Source organism: Rhizobium sp. 0TCS1.26 (assembly GCF_050455525.1).
GTDB lineage: Bacteria > Pseudomonadota > Alphaproteobacteria > Rhizobiales > Rhizobiaceae > Neorhizobium.
Genome location: NZ_JBCIYV010000003.1, coordinates 527,325 through 547,620, shown reverse-complemented (window position 1 = coordinate 547,620; position 20,296 = coordinate 527,325). Strand labels below are relative to the sequence as shown.

The following is a 20,296-nucleotide window of genomic DNA, read 5'->3' as shown; positions in this document are numbered from 1 at the left end:
AGTCCTTTCAGAGAAGCAGAGCGGCGGCGGACAGGGCCGCGAGCGCCAGCAGAAGTGCGAAGAGATAAGGAAGCACGGCGCGGAAGAGGTCCGGCGCCGGCACCTTGGTGACGCCGGAGACGACGAAGATCAGCATGCCGATCGGCGGCGTCAGCCCGTGGATCATCAGGTTAACCACCAGGATGACCCCGAAACGCACAGGATCGATGCCGGCGGCGGTCGCCACCGGCAGGAGGATCGGTCCCAGCAGCAGGATCGCCGCACCGATATCGAGCACGAGGCCGGCCACCAGCAAGACCAGATTGGCCATCAGCAGGACCAGCCAGGGACTGCTGCCGAAGGAGTTCACGGCACCGGCGATCAGGCCGCCGACATCGTCGACGGCGAGCAGGAAGGCGAAGGGACCCGCCGAACCGATCAGCAAGCCGATGGCGCCGGCTTCCGCGGCCGCCTGACGGAAGGCGCAGAACAGGGATTTTGCCGAGATCCGAGCGGTGAGTGCAAGGACAAGCGTGTAGGCCGCAGCCATGGCCGCCGCTTCGGTGGGCGTGACGATGCCAAAACGAATGCCGAAGACGACGATGACGCCGAGCCCGAAGGCAGGCAGCGCCGAAAGTGCGGCGGCTGCTCGCTGCGCGCCGGTTGCCGCCCACCCCTCCGGGCGCGCCTTCACCGACAGGTGGATGGCGATGGCGAGGAACAGCGCCATGACGCCACCGGCGAAGAAGCCGCCGGTCATCAGGGCCCCGACTGACAGATTGGTCGCTGCCGCCAGCAGCAGGAAGGCGATCGACGGCGGGATGACGTTGTCGAGCACCGAGGCAGCGGCGATAACGGCACCGGCCTGCGCCGGCGGATAACCGTTCTTCACCAGGTGCGGTTGGAAAGTGGCGGCGCCGAAGGCGGCATTGGCGACCGACGAGCCGGAGGCGCCGGAGAAGATGACGCTGGTCAAGAGCACGGTCTGCGCCAGTCCCGCCCTGCGGTGCCCGACCAGCGTCGCAGCGAAGGCGACGAGCCGCGCTGCTGCCCCCGAGACCGTCAGCAGGCCGCCGGCGAGCAGGAAGAACGGCACGGCGAGCAGCAGGAATTTCGACATGCCGTTGACGGCCGAAGACACCAGTGCCGGCTCGGTGAGGCTGCTGCCGAACGGCACGGCAAGCGCTGCCGCCGCGAGAAAAGCATGCGCCAGCGGTGCTGACAGCAACAGTCCGAGACCGGCGATCATCGCGAGGAAGGCGCTAGGCGGCAGCGACGTCTCGATCGACAGATGCGGCGCCAGCACATAGATCCCGCCACCGACGAGGACGGAAATGATCACTTCTCGGGCGCGGCCCTCATTGGTTCGCTGGAGCAGCAGGACGGCGAGCAGAAGTCCGCCGCTTACTGCGAACAACAGGAAACGCAGCCATTCGGGCAGGCCGAGCGTCGGCGACGTGCCGCCGAGCAGCGCCATCGTCTGCCAGCCGCCCGACAGCAACGTCAGCGCCGCGATGGTGCTCACCGAATCGGCGCCGATTCCGGCTGCCACCTTCAGGCGCGCCGGCATCAGCCGCAGCCCGACGTCGAAGCGCATCGACCGCGGCCCCTTGAGGGCAAGCGGCGAAGCGACGGCGATCAGCGCCACGTGCAGCCAGATGCCAAGATCCTCGATCCCGACGAAACCGGACTGAAAGCCATAGCGCAGGATGACGTTGACGATCACCGTCGCAAGCAGCATCAGCAGGAGTGCTGCGGAAAGCGCTCCGAGCAGTGCTTCGAGCCCGGCTTCCAGGCGCTTGATCACGCCGGCCACCAGCCATGGAAATGGTGCACTGGTCCACGGCCCTGCCCGACGCGCAGCCCTGCCCCGGCGACAAGCGCCGCATGCAGATAGCGTTTGGCCTCCCGCGCTGCCTCGACGAGCGACAGGCCGTGCGCCAGATGCGCGGTGACCGCCGCGGCCAGCGTGCAGCCTGTTCCGTGATCATTGCGGGTGTCGATCCGGGGCGCCGTCAGGCGCAGCGTGCTTTGCGCGGTGACCAGCAGGTCGACGCTTTCGTCGCCCGTTGCGTGGCCGCCCTTTATCAGCACGGCTTGGGCACCGAAGGTCAGGATCTGGCGGGCCTGATCCTCCATCTCGGATTCGCTGGTCGCGAGCGGCCGTCCGGTCAGCAGCGCGGCCTCCGGCAGATTGGGCGTCACCACCCTGGCCAGCGGCAGCAGTTTCTCGCGCAGGGCGGCGATCGCATCCTCCTGCAGCAGCCGGTCGCCGGACGTCGCCACCATCACCGGATCGACGACGATCGGGCCGCCATAGCCGGATAATCCCTCGGCGACGGTGTGGATGGTCTCGATCCGCGACACCATGCCGATCTTCACGCCACTGACCGCCAAATCGGAAAAGATTGCAGCCATCTGTGCGGCGATCATCGGCGCGGAGACATCCTCGACTGCCGTGACGCCGCGGGTGTTCTGCGCCGTGATCGCGGTGATGACGCTGGCGCCGTAGCAGCCGAGCGCCGAGAAGGTCTTCAGGTCCGCCTGGATGCCGGCGCCACCGCCGCTGTCCGATCCGGCAATGGTCAGCGCGATTGCCGTCATATGCGTGTCTCCTTCGATGCCATGTCGATACGGGTGCGAAAATCACGAACCGCACCGCCGATGTCCGTTGTGCGAAACAGCGCGGAGATGACAGCGACACCATCGGCTCCGGCGGCAATCACCTCCGGTATCCTATCGAGCGTGATGCCGGCGATGGCGCCGACGGGCAGCGCCGGGTTGAGCCGGCGGATGGTATCGCGAAGGGCTTTCAGCCCATCGAGCCCGACCGGCGGATCCGGATTGACCTTCGACAGGGTTTCGAAAACGCCGCCGATGCAGGCATAGTCGACGGGCGCACGACCGGCGCGGTCGGCATCCTCCGGTGTCTTGACGGTGAGCCCGATGATCGCATCCGGGCCTAGAAGCCGGCGTGCGGTGTCGGCAGCCATGTCGTCGGCACCGAGATGCACGCCATCCGCGCCGGCGGCAAGTGCCACATCGACGCGGTCGTTGACGACCAGCGGCACGCCAGTGCCGAGGAGTGCGTCGCGAATGGCTTGCGCCCGCTCGATCATCAGGCGGGTCGAGGCGGTCTTGTCGCGGTACTGGATCAGCGTCGCGCCATTCCTCGCGGCGATCGCTGCCAGGTCCGGCAGGTGGCCGATATCGGCCAGACCGGCATCGACGATGGCATTCAGGCGGTAGTCAATGCGTGTCATGGTCTATCCGTGCGCGTTGGAGGAGATCTGCGCCGTCGAGTGCGGCGAGTGCATCGAGGAAGGCAGGCTCGAAACTGCCCGGCCCGCGCGCCTGAGCGGCTGCCAGCTCCGCCGCAACGCCGGTGGTCGCAAGCGCCGCCGCTGCCGCCGTCAGCGCGTTCGGCTCGACCGCCAAAAACGCGGCGATGACGCCGCCGGACAGGCAGCCGGTGCCGGTGACCTGGGCCATCCAGGCATGACCATTGGCGACCGAGACGCGCCGGCCGTCATCCTCCAGCAGATCGACGGGTCCCGTCTGGATGCGCAGGCTAGACCGCGTCTCGCCGATCAGCTGCATTTCCGCACGGTTGCCGCGCACGACCGTCGGCCCGAGCGCGATCAGCTCGCGGGCGAAGGCCAGCCTCGTCGGCGAGTAGTCGCAGTGGACCGGATCGAGGATCCACGGCTTGCCCTTGGCATTGGCGACATCGACGGCCAGCCGGATCACCTTTCGCCGCTCCGCATCAAGCGTGCCGAGGTTGATCGTCAGAGCGTCGGCCCTGGCGACGAAGTCGGCGATCTCCTCCATGGACGAGGTCATCGACGGAATGCCGCCGATGACCGAGATGCCATCAGCGGTGAACTTTTGCACCACCGTGTTCATCAGGCAGTGGACCCGCGGCCTGGCCTGACGCACGCGGGCAAGCAGCTCGGCGGCCGTTGCCGGCGATGGTGTGGATGTCGGCGCCGTCATCGCAGTTCCACCGCCAGATCGTCGACGGACGGCGCGACCGGAACAAGCCCGCTTTCTGCCATGAAGGCGCCGAAGCGTTCGTAACGGCCGCGATCGAGCGCTGCCGGCCGCTTGGCGAAACGCGGCAGGCTGTCGATGAAGGCCTGGCGGTTCAGGGCGTCATCGAGGTTGGGGTAAGCCTTGATGAACATCTGCCAGGCTTCTTGCGGATGGTTGGTCAGGTAGACGGAGGCCTGTTCGACGGCTGCAAGGAAGCGCGGCAGGCGGTCATCCTTCACCAGATCCTTATGCGTGACGAAGATGAGCTCGTCATAGAGCGGCACGCCGTGTTCTTCCGGATAGAAGGCGCGGCCTTCGTGACCTTCCAGACGCATCTGCGTCAGCTCGAAGTTGCGGAAGCCGCCGACGGTCGCATCCACCTTGCCGCCGATCAGCGAGGGCGACAGGGAGAAGTTGACGTTGATGAGCTCGACGTCCTTCACGTCGACGCCCTCGCCCGCCAACATCCGCTTCAGCATCGCATCCTCGAAGCCCGAGACCGAAAAGCCGATCTTCTTGCCCTTCAGGTCCTTGAAGCTCTTGATCGGCCCGTCGGCAAGCACGGTGACGGTGTTGAGCGGCGTCTCGACCAGCGTGCCGAAGCGGACGAGCGGCAGGCCGGCCGCATGGTCGAGGTAGAGGTTCGGCTGGTAGTGGATGCCGATATCCGCCTGCTTCGTCGAGATGAGCCGCGCCACGGCCGACGGATCGGCAGGCGGGATGAGCTCGACCTCCAGCCCCTGATCGCGGAAGAAGCCTTTTTCCTGGGCGACGACCAGCGGCGCATGGTCAGGATTGACGAACCATTCGAGCAGCACCGACAGCTTGTCGGCGGCCTGGGCGGCGGCCGGAGCAAGGCTGATCAGGAGCGCCGTGGCGAGAGCGGGCAGCAGGCGTTTCATCGGGATGACCTTCTGGGTTTCAGTGAGAGAGGCAAGGAAAGAGGAGCGTCGAGGGTCTCGCGCGCCCAGGGAGCAAGGCCGGCCGTCAGCCGGTCGACGAGAAGGCGCAGAGCGACGGTGAACAGCGCCAGCACGATCATGGCGGCAAACAGCATGTCGGCCTGCATGCGGGCATTGGCCTGCACCATGATGAAGCCGAGGCCGCCGGCCGCGCCGACCCATTCGCCGACGACGGCGCCCAAAGGTGCGAGCGGTGCCGCGACCCGCAGACCGGAGACCAGCGACGGAAGCGCCAGTGGCAGGCGCAGATGGCGCAGGATCTGCCAGTGGCTGGCCGGTGTCAGCCTTGCCGCATCGAGGATGTCCGGATCGGTCCGTCGAAGGCCGTCGGCGAGCGCCGAGGCAACCGGGAAGAAGATGATGATCACCGTCATCGCCACCTTGGAGGCGATGCCGAAACCGAACCAGAGCACCAGCACCGGTGCCAGCACGAAGACCGGGAACGCCTGGACGACCAGCACCAGCGGCCAGACGATCTGCCCCAATCGCGGCATTGCCGCCACCGCAATGGCGGTTGCAGCACCGAGCAGGCTGCCGGCCAGAAGACCAACGAGGATTTCGCCAGCCGTGATCAGGCCGTGATGCAGCAGGAAAGCCGGCTGGCGAACGAACACGTCGGCGACCGAAAGCGGTGACGGCAGCAGGTATCGCGGCGGCGCAAGCACCGTCACGACTGCCTGCCACACACCCGCAAGAAGGATCAGGGCAAAACTCCCCTCGGACGCACGCATGGCTCAGCCGGCGGACTTAAGCGAGGTTCGGGGCAAGACGACGATGCTGCGAGAAGCAGCCGAACAACAACGCATGGCGATCTCCAAACCTTGACAGCACGGAGATCCAGGTGAAGCGGAGAAGAGAAAGCGGCGCGGTGGCATGCGCATTTTCCGTTCCTACGCCGGCATGACCCGGATCAGGTTCAAGGGTCCGGCTCCACGCCATCTCAGCACCGTTCGGTGCTCCCCTCGGAATGCGGCGACCCTAGCGACAAACCGGGCCTTAAGTCAACGGCGCCCAGGACTGGATCAGCACGGCCGCCCGGCGATCCGAAGACCGGTGCACGAGATCTCGTCGCCATTGCCCGCGCCGGTTGGACCGGCTAGAAAGCGGCATGCCCTTCAGGTTCGTCCACACCGCCGATATCCATCTCGATTCGCCGCTCCGCTCACTGTCGCTGCGCAATGCAGAACTCGCCGATCTGGTGGGTGACGCGACGCGTCGGGCGCTGATCAGGATCGTCGACCTCTGCCTCGAGGAACAGGTCGATGCGCTGATCATCGCAGGCGATCTTTATGACGGCGACCAGACCTCGATGAAGACCGCCCGCTTCCTCGCGACCCAGATGCAGCGCCTGCACGAGGCGGGCATCGCCGTGTTCAAGATCCGTGGCAACCACGATGCGTTGTCGCGGATCACCCAGGAGCTGGTGCTGCCGCCTTCGGTCAAGGTTTTCGGCGGTCGCGCGGAAGCGATCGAACTGACGACCGGCGGCATCGATGTCGCGATCCATGGCCTCAGCTTTTCCAAGCCGCATGCGCCGGAAAGCCTGCTGCCAAAGTACCGGCCGCCGACCCCCGGCGCCGTCAATATCGGCATCATGCACACGAGCCTTGCCGGCGCTTCCGGTCACGATCTCTACGCGCCCTGCTCGCTTGCCGACCTGCATGGCGCCGGGTTTGCCTACTGGGCGCTCGGCCACATCCATCAGCGCACCCACCATGCCGGCGAGCGGACCGTGATCATGCCCGGCATGCCGCAGGGCCGCGACATCAACGAAGCCGGCGAGAAGACCGTGTCGCTGGTGACCATTGGCGACGACGGTTCGGTGCGGGTCGAGGAACGGCTGACGAGCCTTGCGCAGTTCGCCCGGCTGACGGTCGACATCACCGGCGCCCAGGAGTGGCGCAGCGTCGTCGAGCTCATCGGTACGGCACTGGAGCAGGAACGGCAGCGGACCCGCTCCGACCACCTCGTCGTGCGTCTGCGGCTGGTTGGTCGTACGCCGCTTGCCTGGACCATCCGCCGCGACCGCGACCTGCTGCAGGCCGAGGCCGAGCAGCGCGGCGAGCGGACCGGGCGGACCTGGATCGAGAAGCTGGAACTTGCCGTCGATGTTCCGGCGGACGAGACGCGTGCCGCATCGGGCAGTGACCCGATCCTGGAACTCAGCGTGCTGATGCGCGAAGAGGTGATGACCGCGCATGGTTTTCGCGAGGATGTGCGCGAGATGGTGCAGAGCCTGCTCGACGACCTGCCACCGGAGAGCCGGCGGTTCGCCGGCAGCGACCCGGCCGCGTTCGACCGTTTTCTCGATGACTTGATCCGCGACGGCGGCGAAGACCTGATGGCCAGGCTTGCGGCCGATGGCGGAGCGCGCTGATGCGGCTTCGCCGTCTCGATCTGACGCGCTACGGCAAGTTTACCGAGCAGAGCCTGGACTTCGGGCCGGCGCCGACCGGCGGTCCCGATCTGCACATCGTCTACGGCCTCAACGAGGCCGGCAAGTCGACCGCTTTTTCCGCCTATCTCGACCTGCTGTTCGGCATCCCCGAGCGCAGCGCCTATAACTTTCTGCACGCCTATCACGCGATGCAGGTGGGGGCGGTCCTCGAGATCGACGGGCGGGAGCAAGAGCTGGTCCGCATCAAGCACCGTACCAGCGGCCTTCTGGATGCGCGCGGGCAGCCGCTCAATGAAGCGCTATTGTCTTCGGCGCTCGGTGGCCTGACGCGCGAGACCTACCGGACGATGTTCTCGCTCGACGAGCGGTCGCTGCGCGAAGGCGGTGCGGCGATCGTCGAAAGCAAGGGCGATCTGGGCGAGCTTCTGTTTTCCGCAAGCGCCGGCCTTGCCGACATCGGCCGGGTGCTGACGGCGGCCGGCGATGAGGCGAGCCAGTTCTACAAGAAGCGTGCCCGCAACACGCGGCTGGCGGAACTGAAGCAGCAACTGGCGACGCTGAAGACAGAACGCGAGACGATCGACACCTATGCGTCGGCCTATGCCGGGCTGGTGGCAGCGCGGGCGCAGGCGGAAAAGGCCTATGGCGAAACGCTCGGTGAACTGTCTGCCGCACGGGCCCGCCAGGCAGCTGTGACGGCATTGCTGCGCGCACTTCCGCTGTCGCGCGAGCTTTCCCGCATCGAAAACGAAGTCACGACGTTCGGCGAACTGCCGCGTCCGCCGCGCGCATGGGTCACGCTGTTGCCGGAGCTGCTGCGCGACGAGACACGGCTTCAGACCCAGGCATCGAGCCTGCAGCGGACGATCGATCGGCTGGAGAAAGATCTCGCTGAGATCGCCGTCGATACCTCGGTTCTGTCGCTGGCAGACCGGATTGCCGGCCTCGACGACGGGCGCGCGCGCTATCGCACAGCCGAGGATGACCTGCCGAGACGGCGGCTGTCTCTGGCGGAGAAGGAGGCGGCGCTCGCCGCCCTCCTCGCATCGCTCGGCCAACAGGATCACACCGATCCCTCGTCGCTTGTGTTGCGCGCCACGACCACGGCCAGGCTGCGGGATCTGATCGAGACCCGCTCGGGGATCGCTGCAACCCTGCGCAACGGCGAGCGCGAGCTGGAACGGACGCAGCGCCTGTTGCAGGACATGCAGCTGCGTGCCGATCCGTCGGAAACCGCGACCGGGCGCGCCGGTTCGACGCGTCGTCTGGAAAGCCTGCTGTCGCGACTGCGCAAGGGCGACGGCCAGACGCGGCTCGGCATCGAAGAGCGGGCGCTTGCGCAGATGCAGGACGAGCTTGATCGGGATCTCGCAACGCTCTCCCCCTGGAGCGGAGACATAGACGAGCTGGAAACGATCGTGCCGGCGGATCATCGGCAGATCGGCGCATGGCGCAGCGCGGCCGAAGATCTCGACCGCCGCCTTGCGCGTTCGAACGAGCGGCTGCGCGACCTCAGCGCACGCCAGGGAGAGATCGCGGCACGGTTGTCGGCCCTGCAGACGGGCGGCGAGGCGCTGGACGACGAGACGGCGGCACGTCGGCGGGAGGCGCGCGGCAAGGCGTGGGACTTGCATCGCGCGAAGATGGACGCAGCAACCGCGGATGCGTTCGAGGTCGCACTTCAACAGGATGACAGGCTTTCCGAGGCTCGCCTGCTGCATGCCAAGGATCTGGCAGAGCTGCGTCAGCTGGGGCAGGAACAGCATCAGATTGCCGCGGCACTGGCGCGTGAAGAGGATTCGAAGCGCGATGCGCTTGCCGAGCGCCAGACGCTTTCGGACGCTGTCGTCCGTGCTTTGCCGGTGGCCGCCGATCCCGAGCACGACATCTATCGACAGCTCTCGTTCCTTGAAGCCTGGTCGGGCCGCCGCAAGGATTGCCTTGCGGCCGCTGCCTCGCTTCGACAGGCGCAGGTGCGCCGGGACACGTTGCGCGCCGAACTCGACAGCGACTTTGCAGAGCTGCGGGAGGCGGTCGAAGCCCTTGGCTGGCCTTTGAGCGACCGACTGGACCTGCGCAAGTCGATCGACGTCGTGGACGAAATGCTCGGGCAGGCCATCACCCAGGCGGCTGAACGCGCGGGCTTCGTCACACGCCTTGCGGATCTGCAGCGGGATGTGAGCGAGCGTGAGCGTGAGCTTCAGGATGCGGAACGCCTGGATGCCCAGTGGCAGTCGGCATGGAGCGACGCGCTGGCGGGCACCTGGTTTGCCGAGGAGAGCGAGCCGACCGCCGTTCGCGCCATCCTCGATGCACTGGCAGAACTTCCCGCACTGGTGCGCGAGCGCGACCAGCTTGCCCAGCGGATCGCCATGATGCAGCGCGACATGCAGGCGTTCGCCGGCGATGTGGACGTCTTGAAGCGGGCAGCGGGTCTCGGCCAGACGGGCACTACCGTGCTTGAGGACGCAGACGCGCTCGCCCTGCTGAAGGCGCAGGCCGAGGAAAGCCGTGTCCGATATGAAGCCAAGACCGCAGATCTTGCCGCGGCGCACGAGGAGCAGGCACGGCTTGCCGACCAGATGAGCCAACACGAGGCGAACAGGCTGGAGATGACGAGCCTGTTCGGCGTCGAGACGCTCACCGACGTTAGCCTGCGGATGGAGCAGGCGGCCGAGCGCGACCGGCTTGAGCGACGTCTGGGTGAGGTGCGCGAACAGATCCTGACCGAGCTGAAGCTTGGTTCGCTGGCTGAGGCGCAGGCCGCGCTGTCGGAGATCGACGCGGAAGACTTGGCGCGCCAGGCCGTGGAGCTGGCCGAGCGGATCGAGAATCTGGCCGAGCGCAGCCGGGTGCTGTTTGCCGAACTCAGCCGGGCGAAGGACAAGGTCGAGGCCGTCGGCGGCGACGATGCGGTGGCGCGGCTGGAAGCCCAGCGGTCGACGCTGCTGGTCGAGGTCGAGGATCTGGCGATCGGCTACCTGAAGCTGCGCGCCGGCACTCTGGCCGCCGAGAATGCGCTGTCTCTCTACCGCGAAAAGCACCGCAGCTCGATGATGAAGCGGGCGTCGGAGGCCTTCCGGCAAATCACCCGTGGCGACTATTCCGGTCTCGCCGCCCAGCCGGAGAAGGACAAGGAGATCCTGATCGGCGTCGCCCGCGACGGTGCCTCCAAGCTGTCGGATGCCATGTCGACCGGCACGCGCTACCAGCTGTACCTCGCCCTGCGGCTTGCCGGCTACGAGGAATTCGCCGCCGTACGCCCGTCGGTTCCGTTCGTTGCCGACGACATCATGGAAACCTTCGACGAGCTGCGCTCGGAAGAGGTCTTCAAGCTGTTCGGCGAGATGGCCGGCATCGGTCAGGTGATCTACCTCACCCATCACCGGCATCTCTGCGAGATCGCCAAGGCGGTCGTGCCGGGTGTCAGGATCCACGAGATCTAGGCCACTTGCCGGTAGCCGGTGACGGCGAAGCGTGCTGCGGCCGCAGGTCGACCAGAAGATCTGTGTGCTTTGCCGGACGGCTATGGCGTCGGGCCGGGAACACTCTATCATTTCCGGCATGATTCCAGCGCCGAAGCCTGCTGCCGCCACTGATCTGCGCTTCCAGGTGCCCGCCTGGGCCAAGCGCAGCGCGTTTGCCGGGAGCGAGGCGGAGGCTGCCTTCCTCTGCGGCGCGGCACTTCTGGCGCTGGACCGGGTGGTGCGGGCCGATCCACCGTGGGCCGGGGCCTGGCGCCAGCGTCAGGCGCTGAAATGTGCAACTGTTGCGGTGCGAATGTCGGGGCGGCGCGAAGCCGAGGCCGAACTGCGTGATGCCTGGGTGCTGCGCAGGGCCGGCGACGAGGCCGGACCTTCCGGCAATATCTACGGTGCCTGGAAGCGGCTCGGCAGGTCGCGCCTTGAGCTCCGCGACGACGTGCTGAAGGAGCTTGCAGCCAGCCTCGGCCTTCGCTGGGCGGAAGGGCTCGACGGACTTGCCGATCGGGTGGCGGAGGCGAAGCAGCAGACCGTGTCGGCACCGCATGCCATGGCAGCCGTGCTGGCAGATGTTGCGGCAATCGGGCCCGACTACGAGATCCTCGGCTGGTGGATCGCCGACCTTGTGCTGCGCGACCTGTGCGGCTGGCCGGTCGCCCTGCCGCTTGCGATGGGTCAGCGTTACTCGGCGCAGTTTCGGGCGGAGAAGGGCGCGCCTCGTCCGGCGCCCGGTTCACCGGATTTCGTTCGCGGCCTTTGCCTGGCGCTGGTCGACGGCGTGGCGGACGCGTTGCGGCTGGCAGCCGAGCTCGACCGGCGCAGCGCACACCTTCTGGCCGTGGCGCCGAAGCTGCGGGCCAAGGGCGCCGGCGAGGCGCTCGATCTGCTGCTCGGCGACGATGCGGTTCCCGGGTCCCTGACGACACCGCGCCTCTCGCGCTTCGCCTCACGACGGCTGTTCGACCGCCTGCTGGCGCTCGATGCGGTGCGCGAGCTGTCCGGGCGCAGCAATTTTCGCGTCTTCGGACTGTAGCCATGGCCCGCAGCCCGAAAACGCCAAGCGCGCTCGATACCGAACTGGAAGCCATGACGCCGGACGCCCGCTGGCGCGAATGGATGAACCGCGTGGAGGCCGTGCTGTTTGCCTCCGCCGAACCTGTCGGCCGGGAGATGCTGTCGCGGGTCGTCGGTCGCGACTGCGACCTCGACCTCGTCATTGACGACATCCGTGCCGAACTTCTGGCACGGCCCTTCGACGTGGTCTCGGTGGCTGGCGGCTTTCAGTACCGGACCAAACCCGGCTACGCACAGGTGGTGCGCGCCTCCGGAGCACCGGTCGCCATGCCGGACGAGGTGTCGCAGCAGGAAGCCCTGGTGCTGATGATGATCGGTTATTTCCAGCCGGTCACCCGCAGCGAGCTATCGCGCATCTACGGCCGCGAGGTGAGCCGCGATACGATTGCCGGCATCCGGCGGGCAGGCTTCATCACCTTCGGTCCGCGCAGCCCCACACCCGGCTCGCCCTATACCTATGTGACGACGGAAACGTTCCTGTCGGCCTTCGGCTTCACATCACTGCGTGACCTGCCGGATCTCGAACGCCTCGAGGATGCGGGCCTGCTCAGCCGCCGGCAGATGAACCCGGATGCGCTGAGCGCGGTGCTCGGCATCGAGGAGGACGAGGCGGATTGATGCTGCCGGCGCGGCCAAGCAACTTGGCTGTTGCAGTGCGTAATCGCGGGCGGTAAGGCGGAGGCCTGCCCATGTTCCGCAACGGCTGCGGGATCTCCCGCTTCGCCGTCCGCCATCCAGGAGTGACCCGTGTCGCGTCTCCCGTCCATTGACATCAATCCCAGCGCCGCCACCGAAGTCGCCATCCGCCAGCAATTGACGCTGGTGGCGCTTGGCAAGGAGGCGGCTGACGTTGCGCTGCGCGTCGGCCGGCTGCTGGACGTGGCAACGCGGACCTGGTCGCTGGATCAGGAAATCATCATCAAGGACCGGCGGATCGCCTATGTCGGCCCGGCCGGAAGCTATCCCGGGGAGGTTGCACTGCGCGTCCACGAACCGGATCTCTCCGCCGTTCCGGGGCTCGGCGAAGTGCACAAGCATATCGAAAGCTCGCACCTGACGCCCGAATGGGAGGCGGCGCTGGTACTCCCCCGCGGCAACACCTGGACCTGCGAGGCAAGCCACGAGTTCTCCAACGTCAATGGCGCAAAGACGCTGGAATTCTGGCTGAAGGCGCGCGAGGCGGGCTCGCCGCTGAAGATCTTCCCCCTCCCCGGCTCAGCCGTGCCTCCGACCGGCTACGAGCATGGCGGCGGCTATCTCGGCTACGACGAGCAGAAGGCGTTCCTGAAGGAGAGCCTGATGGTCGCCGGCCTCGACGAGGTGATGGACTGGCCGGCCGTCTGGAACCGCGACAACCCGTCCTACGAGCGCCTCTGGGGCATGATCCGCGCGACGTTCGAGCAGCGCGGCGTGGTGGAAGGCCATGCCGCTGGTATTCGCGATACCCCGACCATCAACGCCTTTGCTGCAGCCGGCCTGGCCTCGGATCATGAAGCATGGACGTTGGAGGAGTTCTGGGACAAGCTCACCCACGGCCTGTTCATGGAACTGCGCCCGCACAGCCTTCCCGAAGTCGTCAAGGGATTGCTGGAGAAGGGCCTCGCCGACTGGTCGCAGATCGCCTTCACCACCGACGACCGCAGCGCCTCCGACACGCTGAAGATGGGGGCCACCGACTACAATGTCCGGCTCGCCATCCAGTCAGGCCTGACACCTGAGATCGCCATCCAGTGCGCGACGATCAACCCTGCCCGCCATATGCGCCTGACGCCGTTCGTCGGCTCGATCGCGCCGGGCCGCTATGCCGATATCGTGCTGCTGTCGGACGTGCAGACTTTTCAGATCGCCAAGGTCTGGGCCGACGGCCGGCAGATCTCCGAGGGCACGACCTACCTGCCCGAAGTGCCAACGATCGGCTGGCCAGACTGGGCGACGAAGACGATCAATATCGGCCGGCCGCTGACTGACGCTGATTTCGCCATCTTCGCCGAACCGGGACGCGAGACGATGCAGGCGGCCGTGCTACGGCCATTCCACTGGGCCGACGACTTCCTGACCTACGAGCTTCCCGTCGAGGGTGGGCTTGTGCAGCGCGACGAGAGCCGCAACATCACCAAGTTCTCGGTGGTCGACCGGTTTTCCGGCAAAGGTGCCGTGTCGAAGATGTTTTGGGTCGGGACCGGGCCGCGCACACCCGACACTGCCCTCGCCTGCTCGATGGCGCACGACAAGCACAATATCTGGTGCGTCGGGTCTTCCGATGCGGCCATGGCGATGGCGGTCAATGCGATTGCCGAAAACGACGGCGGCTGGGCGCTGGTGACGGGTGGCTGCGTGGTGGCAACCGTGCGTTACGAGGTGGCGGGCCTGATGACCTGCCGATCGCCACAAGCGCTGCATGAAGAGATGCAGGCGCTCTATGCCGAGGGCGAGAAGATCGACTGGATGTACGAGCCGACCTTCAGCCCGCGCTGGTTTCCGGGCTTTCCCGAACGCCTGGCCTTTGCCACGCTCACCTGCGCGCCGTGGCGCTGGGTCCTCGTCGCGCCGAGCGATTATGCGCCGCAGGGCCTCGTCAACGTCCAGACGGGCGCGGTGCAGCCGGTCGTCTTCTGACCGGCCGCGCTCGACCGGGGCTCAGCTTTCGGGCGGCAGGATGCAGCACTGTTCGGCAACCGGCATCAGCACGGCGGACATTCCGGGCTCCAGCAGTTCGGACAGGGGACCGTTGCCGAGATAGGTATGGGTCCCGGTGCTGCACTGGTACTGGTAGGCGCGGCCGAGATAGGTGCGGATGCCGAGCGTGACGGGGATCCCCTCGCCGGCGCGGCTGACAGCCAGCCCGTCCGGCCTTGCGGCGAGCACGAAACGATCGGGAACGGCACCGAATACGGCCTGCGACAGGGACAGCGTCGCGCCGTCTACAGTTCGCGCCGTTACCACATCGCCGTTGCGATCCGTCACCGTCATGTCGATGAGGTTCTCGAAGCCGACGAACCGCGCGACGAACGCGTTTGCCGGCCGCTGGTAGAGAACTTCCGGTCGGTCGAGCTGCATGATCCGGCCGGCATTCATGATGGCGACCCGATCGGAGATCGAGAAGGCCTCTTCCTGGTCGTGCGTCACGTAGAGCGAGGTCGTGCCGTTGGCCCGCTGCAGGCGGCGGATCTCGACGCGCATGTCGACGCGCAGCTTGGCATCGAGGTTGGAGAGCGGCTCGTCGAACATCAACAGCGGCGGCTCGATGACCAGCGCACGGGCCAGCGCCACGCGCTGCTTCTGGCCACCCGAGAGGGCTGCCGGCATGCGGTCGGCGAAGGCCGACAGGCCGACGCGTTCCAGCATGGCGTCCGCCTTCTGCTTGCGCTCCGTGCCGGCGATGCCGCGCTGCTTCAGGCCGAAGGCGACGTTGTCGCGTACCGACAGATGCGGGAACAGCGCATAGTTCTGGAACACCAGACCGATGTCGCGCTGGTGGGCTGGCAGCCGCGTCAGGTCCCGGTCGCCGAGCCGGATGGCACCGGTGGTTGGGTCGAGGAAGCCGGCGACGAGACGGAGCGTTGTCGTCTTGCCGCAGCCGGACGAACCGAGCAGCGACACGAGTTCACCGGCCGCAACGGCAAGCGACAGGTCCTGCAGCACCTGGGTGGAGCCATAATGGGCGGAGACGTTGTCGAGGGTAAGCGATACGGTCACGGGTGTTTCACTTTGTCAGGAAGGTCACTTGGTCAGGAAGGTGAGGCCGAGCGTCGCCTCGACGATGGCCATGACGCCGACAGTCAGCAGCATCAGCAGCACCGAAACCGAGGCGATCGTCGGGTCGAAGAACTGTTCCATGTGCGCGAGGATCTGGATGGGCAGCGTCGAGATGCCGGGGCCGGTCAGGAACAGCGAGATCGACACGTCGTTGATCGATGTGATGAAGGCGAGGATGAAGGCGGCAATGACGCCGGCGCTGATGTTGGGCAGCACCACGGTCAGAAACGTCTTCAGCGGCGGGCATCCGAGGCTGATGGCAGCTTCCTCGACGGAAAAGTCGAACGAGGCGAGGCTGGCGCCGACAACCCGCACCGCATAGGGCAGCACCAGCAGCGTGTGGCCGATCAGCAGCGTCGAGAACACCGGCAGATCTAGACCGATGGTGATCGACTTCATCAGTGAAAAGCCGAGCACGATTTCCGGCACGAGGATCGGCAGCACGAAGACGTTCGACAGCCAGGACGGCAGCCGGATGCGGAAGCGATTGAGCGCATAGGCGGCCGGGATGCCGATGAGCAGCGCCAGGAACGTGCCGAGGAAGGCAATCTGCAGGCTGGTGATCGCTGTCGTCCGGAAGGCGGTGACCTGGAAGATGTTGGCATACCACTGCAGGGTAAAGCCCTGCGGCGGGAAGGTGAGGAAGCTGGTGTCGCTCACCGATGCGCCGAGGATGATGAACAGCGGCGCGATGAGGATGGCGAAAATCAGCGATGCGATGGCGATGAGCGCCGGGTGAAGCTTGGTGGTCATGTCAGGCCGCCACCGGGTTCAGGCGGCGTGCAAGCCGCGTCATCAGGACGACGATGACGATGGTGACGGCGACCATGATGGCGGCGATCGTCGAGGCGCCGGTCCAGTCGAAGGTGACCATGGCGCGCTGGTAGAGGAAGGTGCCCATCATCATCTGTTTCTCGCCGCCGAGCAGCTGCGGCGTCGCGTAGGAGGTAAAGCTGCCGGTGAAGACCAGTACGGCGCCGACGATGAGGCCGGGCATGGCAAGCGGCAGGATCACCTGGCGAAAGGCGGCAAAGGGCGTGGCGCCGAGCGAGCTTGCCGCCTCGATGACGTCCTTGGGAATACCTTCCAGCACGCCCGCCAGCGTCAGGATCATCAGCGGCACGAACAGGTAGACCATCGCCGCGATCACCGCGCCTTCGGTGTAGAGCATGGTCAGCGGTTCGGAGATGATGCCGAGCGACAGCAGCGCCGAATTGAGGATGCCGTTCTTGCCGAGCAGGATCAGCCAGGCAAACGAGCGCACGACGACGCCGGTCAGCAGCGGGAAGACCGCGGCGATGATCATGATGCTCTTCAGCCGACCCGGCATGTGCGCCACCACATACGCGGCGATGAAGCCGAGGACCACCGAGATGACGGTGGTGATCAGCGAGATCTCGATCGTCCGGTAGAGCACCGTGCGGCGGAAGCCACTGTTGAAGAAGCTGGTATAGGGAGCAAGCCAGCCCTTGGCGTCCATGAATGTCGCGGCAAGCGTCGAGCCGACGGGAAAGATCAGGCAGACCATCACCAGCAAGGTTGCGGGAGCCACCAGAAACCAGGGGCTTAAACGTTTCATCATTCTGTGCCCAGTCGGCGCGTCCCGGGCAAAAGCCGAGGGGTGCAGGCCTGTCGTTGCGATGTCTGTTGAATTTCGGAACCGCCTTGCGGCGATCGACCGGCGGCAGAATGGCTCAAGCCCGCCTGCCGATCAAGAGCATCGACCCGGTTATGCCCGGGTCGATGCCAATCTAATGAAGAGCTTTGAGGCTCAGTTGCTGAAGATCTCGTTCCAGCGATCGATCCAGTCGGTCTTGGCTTCGTTCAGCTTGACGTAGTCGAGACGGTTGAGCTTGGCGATCATCTCGGCACCGTAGGTCCACATCTTCGCCTGTTCCGGCGTCAGCTGCACCTTGGTCGAGACCGGCGCATCGACGCCCTGCTCGGCTCCAAGCTGCTGGACCTCCTTCGACAGGATGAAGTTGATGAACTGGTGGGCCAGTTCGACATTCTCCGAGCCCTTCGGGATGTTCACCGTGTTCAGCGTCGCGATGTCGCCATCGGAGAGGGTCGCCCAGGTCATGGTCGGCACGGCGGCCTTCATCGAGGCGAGCGTGAAGTCCTGAGAAATCGCCACCTTGGCTTCGCCCGTGGAGATCAGGTTCACCATTTCGGAGCCGGTATTGTAGTTCTTGGCGACGTTTGGCTTCAGCGCCTCGATGCTCTCGAAAGCCTTGTCCGTGTCGGCGAAGGCGTCGGTGCCGCCATGCTTTGCCGCCTGCAGCACGACCATCGGGCCGGCCGTGGTGGTGATGCCGGGCAACGTCACGGCGCTCTTCAGATCGTCGCGCCACAGGTCGTTCCACGACGAGATCGGCGGATTGACCTTGGCGGCGTCGTAGACGATGCCGACGCGGCCGATCGTGTAGGCCGGGCCGTAGCCGCCCTGCGGATCCTTGGCCAGATCGTAGAGATCGGCAAGGTTGGAAAGCTTGGAGGCGTCGACCTTCTGGAACAGGTCTTCGGCAATGCCGATCTGCGAATAGCTGTCGGTGAGGTAGATGACGTCGACGCCTTTGCCACCCCGGAGCTTCAGCTTGTTGAGGCGGTCGGCATTGTTGCCGGTCTCGAACGCAATCTCGCAGCCGCAGATCTTCTTGAAGGGCTCGATGATGTTGGCATTCAGCTTGTCGCCATTGTAGCCCCACCAAGAGATCGTCAACGTCTTGGCTTGCGCGGCGGACGAGCCTGCTGCAGCCAGAACGAGGCCCATCGCCACGGCCGATGCTCGCAGGCGATTTACGTGTGTCATGTTCATCATTCCTTCTCTGGAGATGCCGATCGGGGAACCCTCACCCGGGCCGGCGGCGCAGATACTACCGACCTGCCGATGAATTTCAAGCTCACCAATGAGGCATGCACAATATTCGTGCAGCACCCTTGAGGCGTCCGCCGGAAATCGCGGCTTTGTCGGTCGAAGGGAATCGGATAACAGTGACGGTTATCGGCTGATTGACGGTGAAATGTCGTTACTGAGGCTGAAGCCTCCATGAACGGGATGAACCCGTTTTCAATGCCAGGCAGCATAACCGGACGGTCGTGTAAAGTTTCCGTCGTCTGCGCTACTGCACGGTGACCCTGTCGGGCTTGAGTGTCCGCGTCAGGAATGTCGAACAATGAACAGCGTCGTCTTTGCGCCGGCCGCCATCAGGCGCGCTTTCGCGTGGGCGATGAAATCCGGAGACGTAACCGCAAAAGAAAAAGGCCCCCAAGCGACCAGAGTCGTGGAAGCCCTTCTCGTGTCTAAGCAGCTAGAGAATCGCATTTCTCCGAATCCCAGTCAAGAGTCCGACGTCGTTTTGACGGGTGTATTTCTTTTGCCTTGAAGAAGGTGAAGGACATGCAGACGCATGTGATGACGACGCCGTTTGGGCGGCGGCCGGCTTCGCTTGCCCTGTTGAAGGGGCAGGTCGACGCCGCCGCGACCAATGTTGGACGTCCGGTCGACAAATGGAAGATCTTCCGCGATCTCTCGGAAGCCCGCGAAAAGCTTGGCCTGCAGGATCGCAGCCTTGCCGTGCTGCGTGCATTGCTGAGCTTTTATCCGCATCCCGAACTTTGCGTCACCAAGGGGCTGGTGGTATTTCCCTCGAATGCGCAGTTGAGCCTGCGGGCGCATGGCATTGCCGGAACGACGCTCCGGCGGCACCTGGCAGCACTGGTCGACGCCGGGCTCATCCACCGGCGCGACAGTCCGAACGGCAAACGCTATGCCCGCCGCAGGGCGAGCGGCCAGATCGACCACGCATTCGGATTCAGCCTGTTGCCGCTACTGACGCGCGCCGATGAGGTCGCCGAACTGGCACAATCGGTGGTCGCCGAGCGGCGGGCGCTGGCCGAAGCCCGCGAGGCGTTGAGCCTCTGCCGCCGCGACATCCGCAAACTGCTTGCACTGGCAGCCGCGTCGGAAGTCGACGGCAACTTCGTCGAACTTCAGCAGCGCTTCGAAACGCTGCTCATACCCTTGCCGCGGCGGTCGTGCATCGGGCCGGTGAGGCTCGCTCTCGACGGCCTTACGCGCCTGCGCGCCGAGATCGTCAACGTGCTGGAATGTCACATTAATTGCGCGGATGTGGCCGGCAGTGAACGCCGGACTGGATGCCACATACAGAATCCAGAGACCGAATCCATCATTGACTCTGAAGCGTCGCCTGAGTCGACCGATCGGCGCGACGTCGTGGCAGCCCGCCTGCAACTGCCGGAGAGGCCGCCGTCGGGTGGAGGATGCGACCTGCCGCTGTCGGTCATCCTCAAGGCCTGTCCGGATATCGCCGACTATGGTCCCGGTGGAGAGATCCGCAGCTGGAGCGATTTCACCCGTGCTGCCATCGTCGTTCGCTCGATGCTCGGCGTTTCGAGCTCGGCCTACGACGAAGCCTGCGCGGCGATGGGCCCGACGAATGCCGCAACGGCCATGGCCTGCATCCTGATGCGCGTCGATAAAATCCGTGTGCCGGGCGCCTACCTGAGGGAGTTGACCCAGAGGGCAAGGCGCGGCGGCTTTTCGCCGGCGCCGATGGTAATGGCTCTGCTGCGAAGCCCCGGAAGCG

15 protein-coding genes, 1 pseudogene and 1 riboswitch are annotated in these 20,296 nt (G+C 65.7%); of the genes and pseudogenes, 6 read left to right on the top strand and 10 right to left on the bottom strand.

Annotated elements, in window-relative coordinates; genetic code table 11:
• Nucleotides 1-7: 7 nt before the first annotated feature.
• Genes AAIH46_RS16590 through AAIH46_RS16565 form a run of 6 tightly spaced genes read right to left on the bottom strand, consistent with a single transcriptional unit; the run spans nt 8 to nt 5,707 of the window.
• The gene (locus tag AAIH46_RS16590) at nt 8-1,786 is read right to left on the bottom strand and encodes a TRAP transporter large permease subunit (RefSeq protein WP_430307089.1); all 1,779 of its coding nucleotides are present in this window, start codon (nt 1,784-1,786) and stop codon (nt 8-10) included.
• On the bottom strand, nt 1,783-2,583 hold the full coding sequence (gene thiD / locus AAIH46_RS16585) for a bifunctional hydroxymethylpyrimidine kinase/phosphomethylpyrimidine kinase (protein WP_430307088.1): 801 nt from the start codon (nt 2,581-2,583) through the stop codon (nt 1,783-1,785). The genes AAIH46_RS16590 and thiD overlap by 4 nt, the downstream gene beginning before the upstream one ends.
• Nucleotides 2,580-3,242, bottom strand: coding sequence for a thiamine phosphate synthase (gene thiE / locus AAIH46_RS16580; protein WP_430307086.1), 663 nt, complete (start codon nt 3,240-3,242; stop codon nt 2,580-2,582). The genes thiD and thiE overlap by 4 nt, the downstream gene beginning before the upstream one ends.
• On the bottom strand, nt 3,229-3,975 hold the full coding sequence (locus AAIH46_RS16575) for a hydroxyethylthiazole kinase (protein WP_430307084.1): 747 nt from the start codon (nt 3,973-3,975) through the stop codon (nt 3,229-3,231). The genes thiE and AAIH46_RS16575 overlap by 14 nt, the downstream gene beginning before the upstream one ends.
• Nucleotides 3,972-4,916 (bottom strand): ABC transporter substrate-binding protein, encoded by a 945-nt coding sequence (locus tag AAIH46_RS16570; RefSeq protein ID WP_430307082.1) that lies wholly within the window; start codon nt 4,914-4,916, stop codon nt 3,972-3,974. Before AAIH46_RS16570 ends, AAIH46_RS16575 begins: the two co-directional genes overlap by 4 nt.
• On the bottom strand, nt 4,913-5,707 hold the full coding sequence (locus tag AAIH46_RS16565; RefSeq protein WP_430307080.1) for an ABC transporter permease: 795 nt from the start codon (nt 5,705-5,707) through the stop codon (nt 4,913-4,915). The genes AAIH46_RS16570 and AAIH46_RS16565 overlap by 4 nt, the downstream gene beginning before the upstream one ends.
• 139 nt (nt 5,708-5,846) lie before the next feature.
• Nucleotides 5,847-5,949, bottom strand: a riboswitch (TPP riboswitch).
• A gap of 135 nt (nt 5,950-6,084) precedes the next feature.
• Here AAIH46_RS16565 and AAIH46_RS16560 point away from each other — a divergent pair.
• From AAIH46_RS16560 to AAIH46_RS16540, 5 genes are all read left to right on the top strand, one after another.
• Complete coding sequence (locus AAIH46_RS16560) at nt 6,085-7,353, top strand: metallophosphoesterase family protein (RefSeq protein WP_430307078.1); 1,269 nt, start codon at nt 6,085-6,087, stop codon at nt 7,351-7,353.
• Complete coding sequence (locus AAIH46_RS16555; protein ID WP_430307076.1) at nt 7,353-10,820, top strand: AAA family ATPase; 3,468 nt, start codon at nt 7,353-7,355, stop codon at nt 10,818-10,820. Before AAIH46_RS16560 ends, AAIH46_RS16555 begins: the two co-directional genes overlap by 1 nt.
• 118 nt (nt 10,821-10,938) lie before the next feature.
• Nucleotides 10,939-11,889: a DUF1403 family protein gene (locus AAIH46_RS16550; RefSeq protein WP_430307074.1), complete on the top strand. Its 951-nt coding sequence runs from the start codon at nt 10,939-10,941 to the stop codon at nt 11,887-11,889.
• A 2-nt stretch (nt 11,890-11,891) separates the two neighbouring features.
• Nucleotides 11,892-12,548 carry an SMC-Scp complex subunit ScpB gene (gene scpB / locus AAIH46_RS16545; protein ID WP_430307072.1) on the top strand — a complete coding sequence of 219 codons (657 nt, stop codon included), beginning with the start codon at nt 11,892-11,894 and terminating at the stop codon, nt 12,546-12,548.
• 129 nt (nt 12,549-12,677) lie between these two features.
• A complete protein-coding gene (locus AAIH46_RS16540) occupies nt 12,678-14,546 on the top strand; it encodes an adenine deaminase (RefSeq protein WP_430307070.1) in 1,869 nt (622 codons plus the stop codon).
• Between the two features lie 21 nt (nt 14,547-14,567).
• On the opposite strand, the gene AAIH46_RS16535 is transcribed toward AAIH46_RS16540, so the two are convergent.
• The 4 genes from AAIH46_RS16535 to AAIH46_RS16520 all read right to left on the bottom strand — a co-directional run bounded on the left by AAIH46_RS16535 (nt 14,568) and on the right by AAIH46_RS16520 (nt 18,459).
• Nucleotides 14,568-15,626, bottom strand: a complete 1,059-nt coding sequence (locus AAIH46_RS16535) for an ABC transporter ATP-binding protein (protein WP_430307069.1) — start codon at nt 15,624-15,626, stop codon at nt 14,568-14,570.
• 24 nt (nt 15,627-15,650) lie between these two features.
• Nucleotides 15,651-16,439: an ABC transporter permease gene (locus tag AAIH46_RS16530; protein WP_430307068.1), complete on the bottom strand. Its 789-nt coding sequence runs from the start codon at nt 16,437-16,439 to the stop codon at nt 15,651-15,653.
• A gap of 1 nt (nt 16,440) precedes the next feature.
• Nucleotides 16,441-17,265, bottom strand: a complete 825-nt coding sequence (locus tag AAIH46_RS16525) for an ABC transporter permease (RefSeq protein ID WP_430307345.1) — start codon at nt 17,263-17,265, stop codon at nt 16,441-16,443.
• A 192-nt stretch (nt 17,266-17,457) separates the two neighbouring features.
• A complete protein-coding gene (locus AAIH46_RS16520; protein ID WP_430307344.1) occupies nt 17,458-18,459 on the bottom strand; it encodes an ABC transporter substrate-binding protein in 1,002 nt (333 codons plus the stop codon).
• A 627-nt stretch (nt 18,460-19,086) separates the two neighbouring features.
• On the opposite strand from AAIH46_RS16520, the pseudogene repC reads away from it, so the two are divergent.
• Nucleotides 19,087-20,280: pseudogene (gene repC / locus AAIH46_RS16515) on the top strand (plasmid replication protein RepC); the annotation flags it as partial.
• Nucleotides 20,281-20,296: the final 16 nt, after the last annotated feature.

Coding starts and splice junctions, on each gene's coding strand:
- thiD (WP_430307088.1), bottom strand. CDS start 2,583: ATGACGGCAATCGCGCTGACCATTGCCGGATCGGACAGCGGCGGTGGC.
- thiE (WP_430307086.1), bottom strand. CDS start 3,242: ATGACACGCATTGACTACCGCCTGAATGCCATCGTCGATGCCGGTCTG.
- AAIH46_RS16575 (WP_430307084.1), bottom strand. CDS start 3,975: ATGACGGCGCCGACATCCACACCATCGCCGGCAACGGCCGCCGAGCTG.
- AAIH46_RS16570 (WP_430307082.1), bottom strand. CDS start 4,916: ATGAAACGCCTGCTGCCCGCTCTCGCCACGGCGCTCCTGATCAGCCTT.
- AAIH46_RS16565 (WP_430307080.1), bottom strand. CDS start 5,707: ATGCGTGCGTCCGAGGGGAGTTTTGCCCTGATCCTTCTTGCGGGTGTG.
- AAIH46_RS16560 (WP_430307078.1), top strand. CDS start 6,085: ATGCCCTTCAGGTTCGTCCACACCGCCGATATCCATCTCGATTCGCCG.
- AAIH46_RS16555 (WP_430307076.1), top strand. CDS start 7,353: ATGCGGCTTCGCCGTCTCGATCTGACGCGCTACGGCAAGTTTACCGAG.
- AAIH46_RS16550 (WP_430307074.1), top strand. CDS start 10,939: ATGATTCCAGCGCCGAAGCCTGCTGCCGCCACTGATCTGCGCTTCCAG.
- scpB (WP_430307072.1), top strand. CDS start 11,892: ATGGCCCGCAGCCCGAAAACGCCAAGCGCGCTCGATACCGAACTGGAA.
- AAIH46_RS16530 (WP_430307068.1), bottom strand. CDS start 16,439: ATGACCACCAAGCTTCACCCGGCGCTCATCGCCATCGCATCGCTGATT.
- AAIH46_RS16525 (WP_430307345.1), bottom strand. CDS start 17,265: ATGAAACGTTTAAGCCCCTGGTTTCTGGTGGCTCCCGCAACCTTGCTG.
- AAIH46_RS16520 (WP_430307344.1), bottom strand. CDS start 18,459: ATGGGCCTCGTTCTGGCTGCAGCAGGCTCGTCCGCCGCGCAAGCCAAG.